Here is a 20428-nt window from a genome sequence, read left to right as displayed (position 1 = left end):
GCTCATAATTTTCTACACCTTTTTCTCATGTTTCTAAGCCTCTTGTGATTACTGCGGAGAAAAATTTTTGTCCTACTGCTAGGAGTTAATAGAGGAGAAGCACATGCTGGAGGTACCAACTCAAGCATGTGAAATATCTTAACCGTACCCTAGACCTAGAGCAGGATCATCAGGGGATGATATTTTTAGAAGCTATCTCCTATTCAATAAAGGAGCCTTTTGTAAAGAGGAAGTCAGTTCTTTCTTAAACTTTTTAAAATTTTTTGACCCTAAGGGGGCTTAAAAAAAATCTATTTTTCAGTCTAACTACTGATGAATTTATACAAATCTTTAACTACTGTTGTAAATAAACGTTTCCATTTTAACTTGTGTTTCTTTTATTTATTTCTTTTTTTCCATTTTATAACCTCGATGTTAACACCATGGTCTTCTTGAGATGATATGGTGAATTCGTCCATTAATTTTTTTACCCCTGATAAACCAACGCCTAACCCTCCTGACGTTGTATAGCCACTTTCCATCGCTTTTTGAATATTTTTAATGCCTGGTCCTTTATCTATAGCAATTATTTTTAGTCCTATTTCAAGTTGATTCTCTATTATTTCCATTATAATTTTTCCCGTAGTGGCATATTTATATATATTTCTGGACAATTCTGAAATAGTCGTAATAATTCGGGCTTGATCGAGTGTGCTGAAGCCTAAGCAGTTAGAAAACATTCGCCCTTTCTGACGCGCTTCTACTATATCCACTTCAGTGTGTATCTCAACAGTTAAAGGTTCCTTTCCTTCATCCGATTGAAATAGCATAAGTATCACCACTTTCTTTATTTTAATAGTAGTAAAAAAATAATAGGCCAAAAAGAAAGGTTATATAACCTTTCTTTTTGGCCTACATCTAGTTCAGTGCCTAGCTTATCAGTGCCGTTATGAAGTTGGGTTTAAAATCAGAAGAATTGTACTTTTATCTTTATGAAAGTCCCATGCTACTAGTATATCTGTTACCTTTGAATCTAAAATTACTTCTAACGATTGACTATGTTCATAAAGTAGCCTTTTTTCGAGATTTCTTTTAGCCAATGTAAGGTTTTCTTCAAATCCTAGTTGAACTAATTCTTTCTCTATAGTTACCATAATACCTTCCCTGATTATAAGAAGTGTTCTCTGATCTAATAGATAAGAAGAAACATTGTGAGGGAACTTTTCTGCTTTTTGAGTTACTTCCTCAACTTCTTTATGCAGCAATTTCTGATTTTTATAGGAATGATTAGCTATGTTTTCTTTATTAGAATGGATCATGATAAACATCCCAGACTGCAGCTCTAAATTCCAATCATAATAAAATTCTTCAATATCTAAATGTATATTTAATTGTATATATCCTTTTATCTCTTCAATTAAAGTCTCCATTAACAAATCACGTGTTTTTTGAACATAGATAACTTGTCCCTTGTCTAACAAAGCCTTTTCTAAAGGTAATAAAAAGGTTTTAAAATAAACGGTTATAAAAGGAGGAGAAATGACGGTGAACACACCTCCAGGACCTCTTCCAAAGTTTTCACGAAGTAACCTTCCCATATAGCTACTTAATTCTTTTTCCAGTTTCGTTTTATCCATAGATGGTGCACCTAGTTTCTAGTTTCATAAGGTATACTATTCGTGATGTTTTATGAAAAATCCTTCTTCATCATAAGATCATTTTCGGTAAGAAGATTCACTTTTCACAAATTGCAAATGAGGCATACTAGTATATCTTTAATAGATTGGTTTCTGTTTACCTTTGTATTTTTTGTGTTTAAAGATTCTTCTTTTATTTGAAATTCCAATTTTATTTCCATAGATAATAGTACTTAAAAGTAGTATATCCTTGCTAATTTCTTCTTTGTATAATTCATTGTCATACTTTTGGTAATCCTGCAACAATTGACGAAGCTCTTTTATAAACAATACGATCTCATGATTATCAGCCATCCCGACCAAATCCTTTCTGTTGGCACATCCTATTTTTAGGTGCTGTTTTAGGGAATTATTCCGTTACAAAAGGACTTACTCTTTTTAGACAACAAAAATAAGCCGAAAAAGAAAAGGTATGAGCTTTTCTTCCTCGGCTTATGTTTGGCACAGTGTGTCCAATTCATTACTGCCTCATTACTTTTTTGGTTTTAAAATAAGCGTAATAATACTATTATCCTTTTCAAAATCCCAATCCACAAAAATATCAAGAATGTCGGCATTTAATATCTCATCATAGTCATCGTTTTGTCGTAAGATTCCTTTTTCCAAAGGACGTTTAGAGATGCGTAAGGTGTCATCAAAACCCAACGAAATTAGCTGTTTTTCAATAGCCACCAGTATTCCTTCTCTTACGATGACCAATGTACGATCACTTAATTTATATGAAGAAATTTTTTCAGGCCCTTTTTGTGCAATCTCACTCATCTTTATAATGCGATCATGAATTGCTTGTTTTCCTGGGTAAGGGTCGCCCTCAGTCAAATCGGCTTTCAAATCGTCTAAACAAACTCCCACAAAAATTCCGGAGTGATGATCTAAATTCCAATCATAATATAAGTGCTGAATGTCAAGGTCTGTAATCCCTTTAATTTGCCCGGTAATTTGAGGTTCAAGAGTTTTTACCAACAGCTCTCTTGTAGTCATCACTTGAAGTTCTTCATTCTGATTTAACAGTACTTGTTCCATCGGCGATACAAAGCCACTGACATAAATAACAACATAAGGTTCATATATCGTAACATGAACAGCCTCGGGACCTTTTCCAAAGTTATCTCGTAACAATTTGCCCAAATTATTCGCCAGCTTTGTTTGCTGAGCTTTAATATCCATATTTTTTCATCCTTTATTAAGAAAGAAGCATCATATCCTCTTTCCATCATTTTATTGTACCATTACGAACGAATAATTTAAATATGCAGAATAAACAAAAAATAATTATTACAATATGTTTAACCTAATTATAGACGTTCAAAACCTCTTCTTTCTATTGCTTAGGAAGTATTTTGAATGTCACCGGAAAATACGAATCCATTAGATTCGTATGGCTGTTTTCAATAAAGAAATTTATTATGCGATGATGAATGGAATTTTTTTATTCAGTCGGGACAGATAACGAATTTTTTAATTTCTTAGCAGAAATCTATATATTTTTAGAGCGAGGACAATTGTTTGTAAAAGAGAATTAAGCTTTGGAAACGTGCAAAAAAGCCAAAGCTTTCTTAAAAAAGCGCTTGGCTGCTTACTTATTTCTTGCTTTACTTAAATAAAAACCTACTAATCATTTAACAGACCTTTATTAAGAAAGAAAGCCGTCCTCCCTGGCTGCTTTCTTTCTTAATAACCCTATCTATTTAAGAGAGTAGCAGCACCGTTAGTATATCCGCTTTTGAAGGATTCCCTCATGAATGAACCGGAGCTATCTTGTTATAATTTTTTCAGCCTTCTCACTTTAGCTGTAACAATTTTTTATTTAATTGAGGAGTGTACATAACTAGGAACCCTGATCGCCCGATAGTATAGATGATGAAAGCCAGCCATAGGCCATGATTATGCCAGATAGGAGTTGCTGTAATCTGTATAATGATATAGACAATCATCGCGTAAATCATAGAATTTCGAACGGGAGCAATTTCAGTTGCTCCTGTAAAAACCCCATAAAGGACAAGGCCAAAACAAGCAACAAAGGGATAGATGATAAGCCATACTCCATACGTAAGTGAAAGTTCAATCACATCAGGCAAATTTGTAAATAGCCCAATAACCTGCTCTTGAAAAAGTGCATATAAACTGGCTATAGTAACTGCTGTTATTACCGACCACTGTCTAGATAAAGTAAGTATTTTTTTATATAGCTCTTTATCATTTGAACCTACTGCTTTACCAACAAGAATACTGGAAGCATTAGCAAATCCATCAAAGAAATAAGCCATTATGTAGTGGATTTGAAATAATACAGCATTTGCAGCTAGAAATTCTGTACCAAACGAAGCACCTTTTGCTGTGAACATATTAATAACGACCAGTAAACAAATAGTACGAATAAACAAATCCTTGTTAACATTAAACATCCTCTTCATAGAATTTGTATTCATAAGTGCCTGAATCGATGGCATTTTCCATTTAAACGGAGATGCTTTCAAAATGATGAATACTCCTAATATGAAGGCCGTAACTTCAGCAATCAAGGTTGCTGTAGCAACTCCTTGTACATCAAAAGAAAAAACATGGACAAAAAGAATAGCTAAAAACATATTCAAAACATTTGTAATTATCTGCAAACATAGAGATTCTTTAATCTTAGCCATTCCCATTAACCAACCAAGAATCACATAGTTCATCAGTGTAAAAGGTGCTCCCCATATTCTAATCCTAAAATATTCTACTGCAAACCTACTTACATCAGCATCAGGAGAAATTACTAGGAGAGCCGCATGTTCAATCGGCCATTGTAAAAGAATAAAAAGCAGCCCTACTATTACAGCTAATAAAAATGGCCGGGATAAAGCAAGTACTCCCTGATCTGGATCACTGGCCCCATTTGCTTGTGCGGCAAAGGCGGATGTACTAACTCTTAAAAAGCCAAACACCCAATATAACGTATTAAAAATAAGAGTTCCTACCGCAACTCCTCCAATATAAGCTGGAGCTGGAAGTTGCCCTACAACAGCAGTATCAACCGCACCTAATAAAGGCGTAGTCATCGTTGAGATTGTCAGGGGAATCGCCAAAGTAAGATACGTACGATGATTCATCCAACCGGCCTCCTTCTATCATTTTGAGTTAAACACAAAAGCAATAGCCTCGATTACGTGGATGAAATCGAGGCCTTTAAATACATGGGTATACTTTTAAATTAGATATGATTATTTCTTGCTCTAATTGAACGAAAACGCGGATGCTCTGCAAGTATAGAACTTCTCATCTCTTTTACCACAGGATTGTTTGAAGTAAAGAACTGATTTTTCGAATTATAGTATTCGATTAATTCTCCTTTTTCTAATACACCTAATGTATCGCTAATCATATGAGCAGCTTTGATATCATGTGTAATAAAAAAATACGACAGACCAAAGTCTTCTTTTAACTCCTTTAATAGTTCTAAAATGAGAGTTTGCGTAACCATGTCTAGACTGCTTACAGATTCGTCTAAAACAATGAGCTTTGGCTTAAGAGAGACTGCCCTTGCAATATTGATCCTTTGCAGCTGACCGCCGCTAAATTGATGCGGATATTTTTTTAAGTCTTTTTCATCAAGCCCTACTCTTTCTAATAACTCAATCACGGTTCGTTTTTGTTCAGCCAATGTTAATTTTTCATAGTTTTCTAACGGTTCTGCAATAATACGTTCAGCCGTCATTCGGGGATTAACTGCTGAGTACGAATCTTGAAAAACAACTTGAAGATCACGCCGAATTTTTTGGCGAGTATATTTATCTACAGTATAGATGTCATGTCCTTGAAAAAGAACCTGTCCATGCTGTGGCTTTTCCAAGCCGAGAATTACTTTTCCTAAAGTACTTTTACCGGCTCCACTCGTACCAAGCATTCCTAAGCATGTCCCTTCTTTAATAGAGAAGGAGATATCAGAAAGTACTTTCTTAGAACGATTTTGCCATTTGAAAAACGTTCGGTTTCCGTAGCTATGAGTGACTTCATTTACTTGTAATAAACTCACTTGTTCACCTCTTATAAAATGCTTTTTACATATCAAATTAAGTTGATCACAGGTTCTTCTAAATATAATGCTGGTCTTGCATTTAGCAGTTTCTTTGTATACTCATGCGTTGGTGAATCAAATAGCTGAAATACACCTGCTTTTTCTACTATTTTCCCATGTTGCATAACGGCTACTTCATCTGCCATTTCAGAGATAACTCCTAGGTCGTGGGAGATTAATAAAATTGCTGAACCATATTCAGAACGAATTTTATCTAAATGATGTAGTACATTCTTCTGATTGTTTACATCTAACGCGGTTGTCGGTTCATCTGCAATAATAATAGCTGGATGCAGGCTTGCGGCAATAGCAATCATTAATCGTTGAAGCATACCTCCACTCAGTTGAAAAGGATAGTATTTCAAAAGCTTGTCAGGGTCAGGTAAATTCACTTGTTTCATTGACTCAACGGCAAGCTCTTTTGCCTGTTTTTTATTCCAATGCGTATGAGAGCGAATAGTCTCAATAAATTGGTGTCCAATAGTAAAAACTGGCGTAAAAGCATTCATCGGGTTTTGCATAATAAAGGCTATATCCTTTCCACGAATCTTACGCATTTCTTTCTCAGCTAAACCATTTAATTCTTGGCCTTTTAGCGTTATGCTCCCTTCAATTGTTGTTTCCTTACGATTGAGGAGCTGGAGAATGGACATGCTTGTAACGGTTTTACCACAACCGCTTTCACCAATAAGACCAAGAATTTCCCCAGGCTTCAGTTCAAAATTTATATCTTGAACAAGAGTTGCAACACCATTTTTTGTTTTTATTTGAACACGTAAATCTCTAACTTGTAAGACTTTTGACTCTTCTGTTCCCAACTTTCTTCATTCCTTTTCAAAATCGACGTTTGACACCGTAACGTTCTGATAACGATTCGCCTAATAGATTGAATGTAACAATAACAAGCATAATAGACAAACCTGGATAAAGCATCAGTTCTGGATTCGTCCGAATATATGATTTTCCTTCGTGAATCATTGCTCCCCATTCAGGTGTAGGAGACTGGACGCCCAATCCCAGAAAAGACATAGCAGATATATCCATGATAGCCCATCCCATTTCCAACGTACCCATTACAACAAGCGGAGGTAACACATTGGGGATAATATGATTTTTAATGATCTTCCATTGAGAAGAACCGCTGATCTTCGCAGCGGAGATGAAGTTCTGTTCTTTCAAACTAAGGACCATTCCTCGGAACATTCTCGCGTAATAAACCCATTGTACAAGCATCAGCGCTAAGATTACTTGTGACAGTCCAGGCCCAAATATACCAACCAATCCTAATACAAGAATAAGGCTTGGAAAAGCCATAACACCATCGCAAAATCTCATTAAAACATGATCAATCCAACCGCCTTTATAACCTGAAAACGTTCCAATAATTAAACCAATTGCTAACGATGAAATGAAAATAAGTATAGCAAAACCTAATGAGATGCGTGCTCCATATAAAATACGTGACAAGTTACATCTTCCTAAATGATCAGTTCCTAATGGAAAATCCCAGCTTGGAGGCTGCAATTTATAAGCTAAATTGACGGCAATGGGATCATTTGGTGTAATCCAAGGGGCCAATATGGCGATGATAAAAAGAATACCTAATATTGTTGAACATATGGGAATTACTTTTTGACTTTTAAATATCGTACGTATACTTGTTATCATCGATGCTGTCCTTCTTTCCTGGAAATACGCGGGTCTATATACATTTGAACTATATCTACAATTAAATTACTCAAAATAAACAAACTGGCTGCTATTAGCACGTAGCATTGTATAACAGGTATATCACGATTAAAAATAGCTTCAATGAAATAACGCCCAAATCCAGGCCAAGAAAAAACCGATTCAACGATAATTGTGCCCGTAAGCAATTTTCCAAGATTCATTCCAAGCCCAGTTATCATTGGGGTAATAGCAATTCTCAGCACATGTTTTGTCATAATCGTTTTTTCTTTAAGTCCTCTAGTTCGAGCAAATAGCACATATGGTTGTTGCAAGTTTTCAAGAACACTCGCACGTAACAATCTTGTATACATTGCTATTAAAGGAAGAGCTAGCGTAATGGAAGGCAGTACAAGATGCTGCCATGTCCCAATTCCCTCAACTGGAAAAAGGTTAAGCTTAACAGAAAAGAAAAAAACCAATATATAGCCCAGCCAAAAAGTTGGAATAGATGCACCAAAAAAGGAAATTAAACGACTAAAATGATCAATAGCGCTGCCCTTCTTTACTCCCGCTAGGAATCCAAGAGGCACGCTGACGAACACGGCTATTAATATACTCGCTATAGCTAGTTGGATGGTCGCTGGTATTCGATATATAACTTCATCCCAAACGGGCATATTCGAAACATAAGATATGCCAAAATCAAGTTGGCATATCTTCATAATAGAGTTTGCATATTGAATAAAGAATGGCTGGTCTAAACCAAACTCATGTCTTTTTTGAGCTAAAATCTCATCAGTCGGTTGGATATGTGCTGCTGTTAAATAAGCTTCAGCTGGATCCACCGATGAAAGGTGAACCATTCCAGTCGTGAGAAGTGCGGCCAAAAGAAACACTGGAATGATGGACATAATTCGTTTCAGTATATAATTGCCCATGAAAACCTCCTGCTAGTTACTGTTTGATGCTAATTCCTGTGAATGGATTCTCGTCACGATTAGCAGGGAAATTAAAATTCGTTACATTCTTTTGATAAATGGCTGTTTTCTTCATATATGAAATAGGAATAATAGCTCCTTGGTCTTGTATTGACTTTAAAATAGACGAATAAAGCTGTTGGCGCTCTTTTTCATCTGTTGTTTGAGGAACCTTCGCCATTTGTTTAATTAATTCATCTTTATTTGGGTATGCTGAAATAGCTTCATTAAATCCATACCCTTTTGATGAGACAATGTTTAAAAATGTATGAGGATCATAAGGTGCACCAAAATTACTATAGAAATTAATATCAAATTTATTATCTTTAAATCTTTGAACTTGGTCTGGTAGTTCAACTCCCTCAATGTTTAATTTCACACCAATTGCCGCCCATTCAGATTGAAGAGTTTCGGCCATTGCCTTTTGAATTGATTCTGCTGAATCATACATTAGGTCAATTTCAAGTAACTTTCCATCCTTTTCACGAACTGTTTTTCCTTTAGGGAGTTTCCATCCTGCTTTGTTTAGTAAGGCCTTTGCTTTTTCTACATTATACTTTACCAACTTCGCATCAATATCTTTCGTGTAAGGTAAATTTGTAGGTAAGATATGGTCTGCTTTTTCTTCTAAACCTGAAGTCACTCCTTTAACCAACGCTTCTTTGTTAAAACCATAATGCAGGGCTTGCCTTACACGTTCATCTGAAAGCTGTTCTGTTTTTGTATTCATAACAAGCTGTCTTGTGGCAATTGGTTCAGAAACCCTAGTTTCATATTTTCCAGTAGACTTTAATTGCTTAAACGTGTCTAGACTGACAACTCCTTCTCCATAAATCATATCCAAATCACCTTTTTCAAATGCGAGTACTCTCGTTTCCGCATCTGGAATAACTTTCACTTTGATTTTTTCTACTTTTGGAAGCTCTCCCCAATAATTTTCATTGCGTTTATAAATAGCATATTCGTCTGCTTTGTACTTTTCTAAAATCCATGGACCTGTACCTACGGGTTTAACGATACCTTTTGAAGTATCACCATCTTTAGGAAAACCAGCTTCCCCCAAGAAACGAACTGGTCGAACCACAGCTAGCTCTTGAATTGTTGGGTAATATGGTTCAGTCAATGTTAATTTAAAAGTATTTTTATCCACTACTTCTGTCTGAGCTATTTTTGTAATGAAACCCAACCAACTATGTAATTCTTTATTATTCAAAATAGTGTCAAAATTCTTTTTAACAATTTCTGCATTAAAATCTGTTCCATCGGAAAATTTTACACCTTCACGCAAATGAAACGTGTATACTTTACCGTCCTCAGAGATTTCCCATGACTTAGCTAGACTTGGTTTTATCTTACCGCCAGCTTGATAGCTTACTAACGGTTCATACACCATAGATTGAGCAAATAATTGTGAAGGGTTGTAGACATGTGGATTCATTTCCCCTACATCTCTCGGCCAAGCAATCGTAAGCATATTATCATGACTGCCTTTCGCTGTTGATTCTCCATTATTATTATTTGAACAACCAACTAATAATGTTGACAAAATTAAAATAAACACAAATGTTAACTTAATTTTCAGACTAATTTTCCCCTTAGACATAACGGTGTCTCCTCCTACTTGATGTTGATAATCGTTTTCAATTGTAAGCAGGATTTGTATTCTTGTCAATGTAATATTGAAAACTTTATTTTCAATATTGTTATCTATCTGTGAAAGTAACTTTTCCGGACGGAATGCTTGCCCTTTTTAAAGAAAAACCCCTTGAGATTTAAGAAAAAATCAAAAGACTTGAGTATTTAAAAATTGTTATACAAACCAAAGTAATGTAATTACTTTTCTCTGCTAATCACGTGCTTTTTCTTGAGTGTAAATCAACTCTTAAAATCATCTAATCTAGTGAAAAATTCCTGAAGGAAATCATAGAATAACTTTTCTGTTGGAAGTAGTGCTCGCTCCTTTGGGGTAATAACGCCTACAGTCCTTGTTACGTTTGGTTCCACCAATGGTATTTTAACTGTTGAGCGCGGCAAGCTATCGACTAGCGTGACTTCTGGCATGAGTGTTACACCTAAACCAGCAGAAACTAACCCTTTCAACGCATCGATGTCATCCCCCTCAAAGGCAACATTTGGTGTGAAGCCAAGATTTTGACAAGCATTCACAACGATATCTCGAAAGACAAAACCCTCAGGTAATAAAACAAACGGTTCGTCTACTAGTTCTTGAAGTTTTACGGAGGATTCTTTTGCAAGGCGGTGGTGAATTGGCAAAAGAGCCACAATATTTTCCGTAAATAAAATTTTTTGTTCAAGTTTTTTTTCTTTGAGAGGAAGTGGACCTATCAGACCAAGATTAAAATCTCCTTTAATCACACCTTCAATTAATTCCTGGTAAAGCGCTTGTTTTAACTGAAATTTTGCTTCCGGATAGCGCAATCTAAATGCATAGATTACAGTTGGTAATGTATACGCTGCTAAACTTATCGGAAAAGTAATGCGTATTATTCCTTTTTCAGGATCTAAATATTCCTTAACCTCACGTCTCGCATCGTCTATCACATTCATGGCATGTTTCATTCGTTCAAAAAATATTTTTCCAATTGGCGTTAAATGTACCCTCCTTCCTTCTCTGATAAACAAATCAACTTCTAATTCATTTTCTAAATTTACAATTTGCCGACTTACCGAGGATTGTGCTACATGTAAAGAATGGGCGGCTTCAGTTACGTGTTCGCGTGTAGCAACCTCCATAAAATAACGGATTTGTCTAAAGTCCATTTTATATCCTCCTTATTAGTTAATGCATAAAACGCATTGATATTATCGTTTCTTTATATTGATTCGATCATTATTTCAATTATAAAATATTTTATAATAACAACCCTAAAAAATTGCGACGAATTTTTTAAATTTTCATTATAAATCAATAAATAGGAGAAGGATAAGTATGATAACAATTGAAAAAAATCAATCGGCGAATACAGAAAGCGTGCAGAATTATGTTAATCAAGTATTTGAAACAGTAAAAAAACGAAATCCAAGTGAAAGTGAGTTTCATCAGGCAGTCAAAGAAGTATTCGATTCTTTAATACCTGTTCTTATTAAAAACCCTCAGTATATTAACCAAGCTATTCTGGAGAGAATCGTTGAACCTGAGAGAGTCATCTCTTTTCGTGTACCTTGGGTCGATGATATCGGAAATGTTAGAGTTAATCGAGGGTTTCGCATCCAATATAGTAGCGCAATTGGTCCATATAAAGGCGGATTAAGATTTCACCCATCTGTCAACGCAAGTATTATTAAATTTTTAGGATTTGAGCAAATTTTTAAAAACTCTTTAACTGGTCAACCAATTGGCGGCGGTAAAGGTGGTGCTGATTTTGATCCTAAAGGAAAATCAGATGGAGAAATAATGCGTTTTTGTCAAAGCTTTATGCTAGAACTTAGCAAATATATCGGACCTGATACGGATGTTCCTGCAGGTGACATTGGTGTAGGAAGTAAAGAAATTGGCTTTTTGTTTGGGCAATATAAAAAAATGCGTAGCACCTTTGAAGCAGGCGTTCTAACAGGAAAAGGCCTTAGTTATGGTGGAAGTTTGGCTCGTAAAGAAGCAACTGGATATGGAACAGTTTACTTTGTTGAAGAAATGTTAAAAGATAATAATCTCAGCTTTAAAGGCAGTACAGTTGTTGTGTCAGGGTCAGGAAATGTCTCAATTTATGCAATTGAAAAAGCGATACAGTTAGGGGCTAAAGTGGTTGCGTGCAGCGATTCAAATGGTTATATCTATGACAAAGATGGTCTTAACTTAGAGACAGTTAAACGTATTAAGGAAGTAGAAAAGAAACGCATAAGTACTTATGTAACTGATCATCCCGAAGCGGTTTACGTGGAAAGTTGTAATGGGATTTGGACAGTACCATGTGATATTGCTTTACCATGTGCTACTCAAAATGAAATCGATCAAAACTCTGCAGAATTATTAGTTTCCAATGGAGTAAAAGCAATTGGTGAAGGTGCAAATATGCCATCTGCATTAGAAGCTGTCGAGATTTTCTTAGAGAACAATATTTTATTTGCCCCTGCTAAAGCAGCAAATGCTGGTGGTGTTTCTGTATCAGCATTAGAAATGGCTCAAAATAGCACTAGGCTTTCTTGGACTTTTGAAGAAGTCGATAGCAAATTACATGCGATTATGAAAAGCATATACCAAAATAGCAAGAAAGCTGCTCAAGAATACAACGCTCCTGGTAATCTTGTCGTAGGTGCAAACATTGCGGGATTTATAAAAGTTGCTGATGCTATGATTGAGCAAGGTGTTATTTGATACTTCATTGGGAGAATATACTAGTATGGATATCTTGAATTTAAAGGCTGTTAATAATGGGTGACTTACAGATAGTTTCTACAATTATAATTGCTGGTTTAATTGCACTTTCATATGCACTCAGCAGAAAAAAACCTACTATTAAATATATAACACCTCTAATTGTAGGAGTGGTTAGTGTTGGCGTTGTTATCGTAAGTTTCCTTATCGGAGGCTGGATTGGTATGAGAGTAGGAACAATTAGCTTTACTGCTTTTATCTCATCACTTATCTCCCTACTAATTATATCTATAGCTGAATCTGTGAAAAGAAAATTCAGTAAAAACATTCACCACTAAAGTATGTATAGCACATACAAAGTCAGTTTATATAATGCGGATGATATGAGAGTATAAATATGACTGCGGTATTAAACAGCTAAATGTATAAATACTAATACCTTGAGCAAACTATTCAAGATGCCTAAACGGCATCTTTTTTAATGCATATGATATACAAAACAAAGTTAACATAATGAAGATTCTCCCCAGTTAATTGTTTATATAATGCTTCTGTTAAAAATCTAATGCCATGGATGACACATTAAACACTTTGTACGTTATTCATTTAATTTTCACCATAAAGCAATACAAGTTCTTAGAGAATCAGCTGAGTTTATAAATCTATATATTACATTCATCCCTGTTCCAAGAGAGAAAAAGATTCTAATGAAAGGAGAGCGTAAAGTGGAAATCATCGAAGTAAGCTGGCGTACAATATTATTATATGTTGTTATTATTATTATTTTTCGTTTTATCGGCCAACGAGGCATAAATCAGCTAAATGTCATTGACCTTGTTGTTGTGCTTATGATAAGTGAACTTGGAGTTGTTGCAATTGAGGATACGGGAGGTTCTTTACTTTATCAGCTTGTACCTATTCTTATATTAACAGTTATCCAAATAGCTCTTACATATATCCAATTAAAAAGTCAAAAGTTACGCAGAGTACTAGATGGGCAACCTATTATTGTAATAAGGCAAGGAAAGATTGACGAAAAGCAAATGAGGAAATCACGTTATAATTTGGACGACTTGCTTTTACAACTGCGGGATAAAAATATAGGAGATATCCGTGAGGTGGATTATGCGATATTAGAGCCTTCGGGTACATTATCTGTATTTAAAAAATCAGAAAGCAAAGATAAATCAGGATCTGTATTTTTACTTCCCCTTGTTATTGATGGAATCATCCAAGAAAAGCATTTAAATCTAATAAATAAAAATTCTTCTTGGCTTTTCCACGAATTGAAACAAAGAGGATACAAAGACGTAAAACGTATTTTATATTGTAGTTTTTTAAACGGGCAACTTTTTGTGGATATAAAAAATGAATGATAAAAAAATTCAGGACGAAAATGGGTTTAAACTTGGCTAATTCTATAGAAAGCCCTAAACTGCTGGAGCTATTGAAAACAAAATCTTTAACAGCTGTAATAGCCATTAGTGTTGTTATGTATAAACTAAGAGCAAGCTAATTTTTACTGGCTTGCTCTTATCTATAAGATGAAGTACAAAAAGGGCTTTTTTTATTTATTAAGCTCAGCAGGAGCTGAGATATTCTCAAGAACTTTTCCTGTTTCTTTATTTGAAGTATTGCTTACCGCTAAATCTCCCAGAGAAACCATTCCAATGAGTTTTCCGTTTTCTACAATAGGAAGTCTGCGTATTTGATGCTGAGACATGAGATGTGAAGCCTGCTCTACAGACATGTATTTTGTACCGGTAATGACATCAGTGGTGATCATTTCAGATATTTGTGTATTCGTATTAAAATTATTAGCTAATCCCTTGACGACTAAATCACGATCCGTTATTAGGCCTATTAGCTTATCATTTTCACAAATTGGAATAACTCCTACATCTACATTCTTCATCATATTAGCTACCTCACCACATGAACTTTTAAGGTTACCTGTCTCAATATTAGAAGTCATCACTTCTGTTATATTCATAGCAATTCCTCCTTTATTTAATCATTGTCTTACTTCACTTGATTCCCGCACCTCATCTTCTAAAACGTCCATTTGAGTTTTAGGATACAAAGCTTTAGGTTTTAATGAGAAGAAAATGGTGAATGGATTTGAAAAATTCATCGCATTTTATTGGAGAGTAAAAAGGTGTAAGAATTATAGGAAACGAGGTTTTAATAAAAGAGCACAATCCGTTGGTTCGTAATAAATTTATACTTCTCATCTTTATACTTTTACAAAAGAGTTATCCGAAGCTATTTTTCATTAAATTGAAATATTAAAACTATTATATAATTCGTTAAAACTAGAAAGGATGTTGTCTTTCTTCTCTTGACTCATTTCATTTAGTTTATCCTCTACTTTATTTTCAACGGTTTCAGTATTATTGTTCATTTTTCATTCTCCTTCCAATTAAGTATCAATGGTCTTATATGGTAAATCCCCCATTTACAAGTATATAAACATTTCGTAGCCTACTCATTAAGCAGAATAATAGTGAACATTGAATAAAACTCGATTATTTGTAATAAAGTTTAGTTAAAAACCTTTTTGATAACAGGAGGAACGGAGTGAATACAAATGAGTTTAGCTACTTATATAGGTTCGAACGTAGAATTACCTATTAATAATGATTTAGTTACTAATGGGGGTTGCTTTTCAGGTGAAAGAAATCGATTGAACATAAAGGAACATCAATTTACTATTCCTTATGTTTATGAAGTTGCAAGTGACTATGGAATTAAAATTACGGAATATATGAATAAGAGCAGGCGGAAAAAACATTAGTTAGAATTGAAAAACGAGTTCGTCCTATTATTAGGGTGAATTTCCCCTTACATGGTATACATAAAAAAGAAAAACTCCCCTAATGCCTTAAGAGAGTTTTTCTTTTTAGTTAAATATTAAGGGTGTAATTGCTTGTTACTTACATATCATTTAATATTTTGTAGATATTTATTATAACCTATCAAATGATTTCGGGAAAGTAAAAAATGAAAGCGATTACTTTTAATTAGCCCTGCTTGTTATTTGACTATCACTTTCCCCACCATTCCTTTACTAAAATGATACCTACATATCAGTTCATATGTACCGGGGTTTTGTGGCTTCACGGTAATCGTTTTTTCTTTTCCAGGCTGGACTTCAGCGTCAATTCCGAGCTTTTCTACTGTGAAGGTATGCTCTTTCTGACCTTCATTTTTCAATATCAATGTTGTCGTTTTTCCACTCCGGATAGTGATGGTTTCTGGATTGAAGTAATCATCGTTCAACTGAACCTCCATGGCTTTCTGTCTTACCGCGTCGGATTCAGCCAAAACGCTGGGTGAACCTGAAGTTATCACAACCATCATCATCGTAAACAAAACGACTAATCCCGCTAACCACTTTTTCATAGACATTTGCATTCACTCCTTTCATAAGCCATATTCTTTTCCAATTCATAAAATAATATCAATATTTTTGTTAATTAATCATTATTTTTCCCTTTTTTCCATTTATAGAAAGCGCAAATAGTTATGAACGTTGGGAGAATCATGGGTGCTAAGAGAAGAAAATAGCAGGCGTAATCAGGAATGGATAATTTTCGTAAAAAGAGCCTCTCACTTAGGTTTCTTAGTTAAATTACCTAACTTTATAAAATAGTATCGATACTAATAGAACAGTTACAATCATATTCTTATAAAAGAAACCATTAAAAAGGAGTGTCAAGTTAGTTGATAAAAGCTAAGGTTAGTTTACGGCCTATTGTTAGTAAGATAAATTTACCTACCATTTTGAAAACAGCTATACTTCCTGGTGACTCATTTGAAAGCTTATTTATTGCAACCCAAGTAGGAGAGATCTTTTACATAAGAGACGAAGCTATACAGACTTTTTTAGATATTCGCTCACGAATCATAAAATTAGGTACGTCTGAACCAGGTGTTTCCCGCGGAGGATATGATGAACGAGGATTGCTAGGGCTAGCGTTTCATCCAGAATTTTATTATAACGGTCTGTTTTATCTTCATTACTCAGTAGCTGGAACACAAGGCCCAGGTGCACTTTCCGAACATTATAGACCTAACCCGTGTGATCCTAAAACTTCAAACTTAAGGTGGATAAATAGAGAAACTAAATATGATCATATTGATACAGTGGAAGAATGGGTTTTCCAACCAAATGCTCAGCCTCAAAAAAGACGGACGTTACTTAACTTAAGAAGACCATTTTTTAATCATAATGGTGTCAACAGCTTAAACTTTTCACCTGAAACTGGAAAACTTATCTTTACAACTGGAGATGGTGGATCAGGCTATGACCCCTTTAACTTAAGTCAGAATGATATAGAAATTTACGGGAAAATAATTGAAATTGATGTAGGTAAGAATACATTTATCCATAATCCACCCGTAGTCACACGCTTTAGTGAACTCCCCTCACCTATTCAGGAAACTCTTACGCTCATTGCTAAGGGTGTTCGCAATATAACCGGCATTTCATTTCAAAAATTTTATAATCAGTACATCAAATATGTAGGAAATGTTGGACAAGACGTAGTAGAGTCGATTTTTTCATTCGTTCATTATAAGCCAATACCTGTTCCTCAACTTGTTCAAGCTTCTTTAATGAGAGCTAAACCCAGTCAAGAAGGATTTATTAACCTTGGCTGGCGGGGATGGGAAGGAGATTTTCCAACTTCGTTTATAAAAAGGTGTTCTGAAAATCCGGCCTTGGATGAGAAAATAATTGCTTATTACAATGAAGCGGTAAAAACTTCAGTGAGACGTCTTCAGCCTTTAACTAGTTATTTTCACAAAGATCCCCGCCCCAATAAATTTGGAGGGACCTCCCTTACAGGAGTTCAGCCATATATGGGGAATAAAATCCCTAGCTTAACAGGAAGCGTTATGTTTACGGATATTGCCCAGGTTAAAGAATCTCAATCTCCAGTTAAAGGAGTTTTAGCTTATACCAGAGCAGGTACAGATTGTAAGCTAAATGATTTTAGTGTTGTGGAAATTGATTATGATTTTGGTTCTCAATCAGCTTACTACGTTAGTTTGGGAACGAACCTGGATCAAACCAGGCTTTATTTAGGAGTGTATGGCTCTATGAAAGTGTCTGACTTTAATCAAGGTACTGTTTTTGAAATTGTTCCATGATTTATATTTATAAAATTCGACTGGATATCGATTTTCTTCCAAAAATCATAGCTTAATTTTTTCACCAGCTATTTTATAAGAATGAACAAATGAACTTTCTAGAAAATAAAAAAGCCTTTAATTAATAAAGCCCATAAAAGATTCATTTTATGGGCTACAGTACATACCTTTAGAAAGATAAAGAAATTTATCTTAACGGATATAACCTATTCCTGTAAAAGTAAATGCGACTTATTAGTCCTCTCTCTTAATTTCTTCATATATTCCATGTAAGAGTTGATATATCAGACAATGATCTAAAATAATGTAAAAACAGTTAACGGAGGTGAAATTCATGTACTTTTTAAAGTCTCTTTCAAATGAAGTAAAATCTGCGCAGCTTTTTGTTCATAGACTATCTAAAACTAAGCAGCTTGTATCAGGCGCTCTTTTCGCCAGCTTAGCAGCCCTTCTTCATTCAGCAGGAGGTTTCTTACCGGGAATAGGAATTTTTATTAGTCCCTTCTCTACTGCACCCATTCTTTTTTGTTTCACACTTTCGCTCCCTCTAGGATTTATTACCTATATACTAACAAATCTGCTTCTTCTGATTATCCAGCCAAGTGAACTTATTATTTTTCCTTTTACAACAGGAATATTGGGAATGGGCATAGGAGCTGCTTTTTACTTTTTTAAAAAAAGATTATACATTGTTGTAAGTGGTGCCACTCTATTAACTGTTGGGATTAGTACCTTATTGTACGGTTTCAAATTCCCCGTACTAGGTCCCGTGATTTCCAAAAATTTTTCTCTTTCTACTACTGGTTTAATTTTTGTATTTACTTTCCTTTATAGTTGGATTTGGGTTGAACTCAGCTTAGCTTATTTTAAAAAATTAAAAACATTTATTTCCTAGTGAATCTACAAATTAATCCCTTAACAGACATAACTCGGTAAAATAATGGAGAAATCGCAATCAGCTTTTTAGAAGAACGTCAATTAGGACAATCTCATCTGAATTTTTCAAAGCTCTTTTCATTATATTTTCAAATTCAACTAAACTATTTGCCTGTTCTCCTTTAATTCCAAAGCTTTTTGCCAGGTGAACAAAATTTGGGTTTGCAAAAGTTACTCCATACCTCTTACCAAACTTTTTGTTCATCATTTCCTGCTCTATTTTTAATGTAGAGTCGTTTAAAACAATAATGATGAATGAAAGCCCTAAGCGCTTTGCTGTCTCTATTTCAGCAAAATTCATTAAAGCTCCTCCATCTCCAGTAATACAAATAGCTGGATCATTAGGGCAGGCTAGCTTAGCTCCAATTGATCCTGGTAGAGCAATACCCATGGAAGCTAGACCATTTGATATAATGAACCTGTTAGGGTTTTTAGGTTGATAAGTTCGGGCTATAGATACTTTATGAGCTCCCACATCTGAAATCACAATTGTTTTCTCTGAAGAGAGCTTGTCAATAATATGCAAGGTATTCTCGATTGTTAAAGGCAGCAAATTGCTATCTATCTTTTTCTCTTCAATGTGATAAGATTGCTTAATTTGTTTCTGGAGATTACCAGAGGGAATCCACGATTTAGAAGGAATATCAAGCTGATTGAATACTCGTAAAGTCTGCTTTATATCTCCAACCAATTCGACTTCTATAGGGTAATATTCATCTACTTCTGCCGGTAAAGTATCTATATGTAAAATTGGTGTTTTTTCTGTGTTCCATTCTTTGGGTAACCTTTCGACAAGATCAACCCCAATTACAATAAGTAGATCAGCTTCCTTTAAGCCTGCGAGCACTTCATCTTTTTCATTAAATCCAAACGTAAAGAAATTTTGTGGATGATCTTTAGACAATACACCTTTAGCCATATAACTATGGGTAACCGGTGATTGAAGGCGTTCAATAAATGGCTGAAGCTCATCCACGGCTCCCTGTCTGACAACGCCGTTACCGATAATAACAAAAGGTCTCTCATACTGTTTAATAAGAGTATTGGCAGCCTGAATGGACTCCAATATAGGTATGCTTACGGGTGTAGATGTAGGTAAAATAGGTTTAATGGGAACGATTTGAGTTGCTAAGTCTTCTGGCAATTCTACTACTATGGGTCCTGGCTTTTCCATTTGTGCAATTTTAAATGCTTTTCGAATAATCTCAGGAAGCGTTTTTGCATCTTTTATCTGAACACCCCATTTCGTTGCCGGTTCTACCATTTTGATAATGTCCATATACTGGTGCGAATCTTTATGCTGCCTTCCCAAAGCAGCCTGCCCTGTTAAAGCAACAACAGGAGAATGGTCTAGCTTTGCACTAGATATACCTGTCAATAAATTAGTAGCTCCAGGGCCTAATGTTGATAAACATACCCCTACTTTGTTTGTTAACCTTCCGTATACATCTGCCATAAAAGCAGCTCCTTGCTCATGCCTCACATTCACGAATTGAATCTGTTTAGAGTTGGATAAGGAATCAATAAAATCCAAGGTCTCTTTACCGGGTATTCCGAAAATATATTCAACTCCCTCATTTTCTAAACATTGAACAAGTGTATCCGTCACTTTCATATTGTTCGA

General features: G+C 35.0%; 20 protein-coding genes. 5 read left to right on the top strand and 15 right to left on the bottom strand.

Going from position 1 to position 20428, the window contains the following annotated elements:
• Window positions 1-377: 377 nt before the first annotated feature.
• From LJC66_RS09035 to gltC, 11 genes are all read right to left on the bottom strand, one after another.
• A complete protein-coding gene (locus tag LJC66_RS09035) occupies window positions 378-809 on the bottom strand; it encodes an ATP-binding protein (RefSeq protein WP_230932362.1) in 432 nt (143 codons plus the stop codon).
• Window positions 810-926: 117 nt separating this feature from the next.
• On the bottom strand, window positions 927-1616 hold the full coding sequence (locus LJC66_RS09030; protein WP_230932361.1) for a Na-translocating system protein MpsC family protein: 690 nt from the start codon (window positions 1614-1616) through the stop codon (window positions 927-929).
• Between the two features lie 138 nt (window positions 1617-1754).
• The gene (locus LJC66_RS09025) at window positions 1755-1970 is read right to left on the bottom strand and encodes a hypothetical protein (RefSeq protein WP_195694798.1); all 216 of its coding nucleotides are present in this window, start codon (window positions 1968-1970) and stop codon (window positions 1755-1757) included.
• A 177-nt stretch (window positions 1971-2147) separates the two neighbouring features.
• The gene (locus LJC66_RS09020; protein WP_043981826.1) at window positions 2148-2843 is read right to left on the bottom strand and encodes a Na-translocating system protein MpsC family protein; all 696 of its coding nucleotides are present in this window, start codon (window positions 2841-2843) and stop codon (window positions 2148-2150) included.
• Between the two features lie 614 nt (window positions 2844-3457).
• The gene (locus LJC66_RS09015) at window positions 3458-4765 is read right to left on the bottom strand and encodes an MATE family efflux transporter (protein ID WP_230932360.1); all 1308 of its coding nucleotides are present in this window, start codon (window positions 4763-4765) and stop codon (window positions 3458-3460) included.
• A gap of 101 nt (window positions 4766-4866) precedes the next feature.
• Window positions 4867-5688, bottom strand: coding sequence for a nickel import ATP-binding protein NikE (gene nikE / locus LJC66_RS09010; RefSeq protein ID WP_230932359.1), 822 nt, complete (start codon window positions 5686-5688; stop codon window positions 4867-4869).
• 32 nt (window positions 5689-5720) lie between these two features.
• The gene (gene nikD / locus LJC66_RS09005) at window positions 5721-6548 is read right to left on the bottom strand and encodes a nickel import ATP-binding protein NikD (protein WP_195694801.1); all 828 of its coding nucleotides are present in this window, start codon (window positions 6546-6548) and stop codon (window positions 5721-5723) included.
• Window positions 6549-6564: 16 nt separating this feature from the next.
• The gene (nikC, locus tag LJC66_RS09000) at window positions 6565-7398 is read right to left on the bottom strand and encodes a nickel ABC transporter permease subunit NikC (RefSeq protein WP_230932358.1); all 834 of its coding nucleotides are present in this window, start codon (window positions 7396-7398) and stop codon (window positions 6565-6567) included.
• The gene (nikB, locus tag LJC66_RS08995) at window positions 7395-8339 is read right to left on the bottom strand and encodes a nickel ABC transporter permease subunit NikB (protein WP_230932357.1); all 945 of its coding nucleotides are present in this window, start codon (window positions 8337-8339) and stop codon (window positions 7395-7397) included. Before nikB ends, nikC begins: the two co-directional genes overlap by 4 nt.
• A gap of 16 nt (window positions 8340-8355) precedes the next feature.
• Entirely contained in the window at window positions 8356-9981 is a 1626-nt protein-coding gene (gene nikA, locus LJC66_RS08990) for a nickel ABC transporter substrate-binding protein (RefSeq protein WP_195694803.1), read from the bottom strand.
• A gap of 272 nt (window positions 9982-10253) precedes the next feature.
• Window positions 10254-11159: a glutamate biosynthesis transcriptional regulator GltC gene (gltC, locus tag LJC66_RS08985; protein ID WP_195694804.1), complete on the bottom strand. Its 906-nt coding sequence runs from the start codon at window positions 11157-11159 to the stop codon at window positions 10254-10256.
• A 169-nt stretch (window positions 11160-11328) separates the two neighbouring features.
• Between gltC and gdhA the strand changes: the two genes are divergently transcribed.
• The 3 genes from gdhA (at window position 11329) to LJC66_RS08970 (ending at window position 14087) form a co-directional block, all read left to right on the top strand.
• Window positions 11329-12711: an NADP-specific glutamate dehydrogenase gene (gene gdhA / locus LJC66_RS08980; RefSeq protein WP_230932356.1), complete on the top strand. Its 1383-nt coding sequence runs from the start codon at window positions 11329-11331 to the stop codon at window positions 12709-12711.
• A 56-nt stretch (window positions 12712-12767) separates the two neighbouring features.
• Window positions 12768-13049 carry a YesK family protein gene (locus tag LJC66_RS08975; RefSeq protein WP_043981817.1) on the top strand — a complete coding sequence of 94 codons (282 nt, stop codon included), beginning with the start codon at window positions 12768-12770 and terminating at the stop codon, window positions 13047-13049.
• A 387-nt stretch (window positions 13050-13436) separates the two neighbouring features.
• Window positions 13437-14087 carry a DUF421 domain-containing protein gene (locus tag LJC66_RS08970; protein ID WP_195694806.1) on the top strand — a complete coding sequence of 217 codons (651 nt, stop codon included), beginning with the start codon at window positions 13437-13439 and terminating at the stop codon, window positions 14085-14087.
• A gap of 191 nt (window positions 14088-14278) precedes the next feature.
• Here LJC66_RS08970 and LJC66_RS08965 read toward each other — a convergent pair whose 3' ends face one another.
• The 3 genes from LJC66_RS08965 to LJC66_RS08960 form a co-directional block, all read right to left on the bottom strand.
• On the bottom strand, window positions 14279-14704 hold the full coding sequence (locus LJC66_RS08965) for a CBS domain-containing protein (RefSeq protein ID WP_195694807.1): 426 nt from the start codon (window positions 14702-14704) through the stop codon (window positions 14279-14281).
• A 282-nt stretch (window positions 14705-14986) separates the two neighbouring features.
• Window positions 14987-15115: a hypothetical protein gene (locus tag LJC66_RS27705; RefSeq protein WP_269067573.1), complete on the bottom strand. Its 129-nt coding sequence runs from the start codon at window positions 15113-15115 to the stop codon at window positions 14987-14989.
• 632 nt (window positions 15116-15747) lie between these two features.
• Window positions 15748-16122, bottom strand: coding sequence for a cupredoxin domain-containing protein (locus LJC66_RS08960; protein WP_195694808.1), 375 nt, complete (start codon window positions 16120-16122; stop codon window positions 15748-15750).
• Between the two features lie 315 nt (window positions 16123-16437).
• Here LJC66_RS08960 and LJC66_RS08955 point away from each other — a divergent pair, with 315 nt between their 5' ends.
• Window positions 16438-17868, top strand: coding sequence for a PQQ-dependent sugar dehydrogenase (locus tag LJC66_RS08955; protein WP_230932355.1), 1431 nt, complete (start codon window positions 16438-16440; stop codon window positions 17866-17868).
• A 334-nt stretch (window positions 17869-18202) separates the two neighbouring features.
• Window positions 18203-18763 (top strand): hypothetical protein, encoded by a 561-nt coding sequence (locus LJC66_RS08950; protein ID WP_230932354.1) that lies wholly within the window; start codon window positions 18203-18205, stop codon window positions 18761-18763.
• A 60-nt stretch (window positions 18764-18823) separates the two neighbouring features.
• Here the strand turns inward: LJC66_RS08950 and LJC66_RS08945 are convergent, their stop codons facing one another.
• Window positions 18824-20419: an acetolactate synthase large subunit gene (locus tag LJC66_RS08945; protein WP_230932353.1), complete on the bottom strand. Its 1596-nt coding sequence runs from the start codon at window positions 20417-20419 to the stop codon at window positions 18824-18826.
• Between the last annotated feature and the right edge of the window lie 9 nt (window positions 20420-20428).

This window comes from Priestia sp. TSO9 (assembly GCF_021029645.1).
Taxonomy (GTDB): Bacteria; Bacillota; Bacilli; order Bacillales; family Bacillaceae_H; genus Priestia; species Priestia megaterium_E.
Note: the sequence above shows the minus strand (reverse complement) of the source record. Positions and strands in the feature narration are given on the sequence as shown.

What these genes read in the sequence shown, in the direction of transcription:
- gltC (WP_195694804.1), bottom strand. Translation starts at nt 11,159, where the DNA reads ATGGACTTTAGACAAATCCGTTATTTTATGGAGGTTGCTACACGCGAA.
- LJC66_RS08965 (WP_195694807.1), bottom strand. Translation starts at nt 14,704, where the DNA reads ATGAATATAACAGAAGTGATGACTTCTAATATTGAGACAGGTAACCTT.
- gdhA (WP_230932356.1), top strand. Translation starts at nt 11,329, where the DNA reads ATGATAACAATTGAAAAAAATCAATCGGCGAATACAGAAAGCGTGCAG.
- nikB (WP_230932357.1), bottom strand. Translation starts at nt 8,339, where the DNA reads ATGGGCAATTATATACTGAAACGAATTATGTCCATCATTCCAGTGTTT.
- LJC66_RS08950 (WP_230932354.1), top strand. Translation starts at nt 18,203, where the DNA reads ATGTACTTTTTAAAGTCTCTTTCAAATGAAGTAAAATCTGCGCAGCTT.
- nikC (WP_230932358.1), bottom strand. Translation starts at nt 7,398, where the DNA reads ATGATAACAAGTATACGTACGATATTTAAAAGTCAAAAAGTAATTCCC.
- LJC66_RS09035 (WP_230932362.1), bottom strand. Translation starts at nt 809, where the DNA reads ATGCTATTTCAATCGGATGAAGGAAAGGAACCTTTAACTGTTGAGATA.
- LJC66_RS08960 (WP_195694808.1), bottom strand. Translation starts at nt 16,122, where the DNA reads ATGTCTATGAAAAAGTGGTTAGCGGGATTAGTCGTTTTGTTTACGATG.
- LJC66_RS09030 (WP_230932361.1), bottom strand. Translation starts at nt 1,616, where the DNA reads ATGGATAAAACGAAACTGGAAAAAGAATTAAGTAGCTATATGGGAAGG.
- LJC66_RS08975 (WP_043981817.1), top strand. Translation starts at nt 12,768, where the DNA reads ATGGGTGACTTACAGATAGTTTCTACAATTATAATTGCTGGTTTAATT.
- LJC66_RS09025 (WP_195694798.1), bottom strand. Translation starts at nt 1,970, where the DNA reads ATGGCTGATAATCATGAGATCGTATTGTTTATAAAAGAGCTTCGTCAA.
- nikA (WP_195694803.1), bottom strand. Translation starts at nt 9,981, where the DNA reads ATGTCTAAGGGGAAAATTAGTCTGAAAATTAAGTTAACATTTGTGTTT.
- LJC66_RS09015 (WP_230932360.1), bottom strand. Translation starts at nt 4,765, where the DNA reads ATGAATCATCGTACGTATCTTACTTTGGCGATTCCCCTGACAATCTCA.
- LJC66_RS09020 (WP_043981826.1), bottom strand. Translation starts at nt 2,843, where the DNA reads ATGGATATTAAAGCTCAGCAAACAAAGCTGGCGAATAATTTGGGCAAA.
- LJC66_RS08945 (WP_230932353.1), bottom strand. Translation starts at nt 20,419, where the DNA reads ATGAAAGTGACGGATACACTTGTTCAATGTTTAGAAAATGAGGGAGTT.
- LJC66_RS27705 (WP_269067573.1), bottom strand. Translation starts at nt 15,115, where the DNA reads ATGAACAATAATACTGAAACCGTTGAAAATAAAGTAGAGGATAAACTA.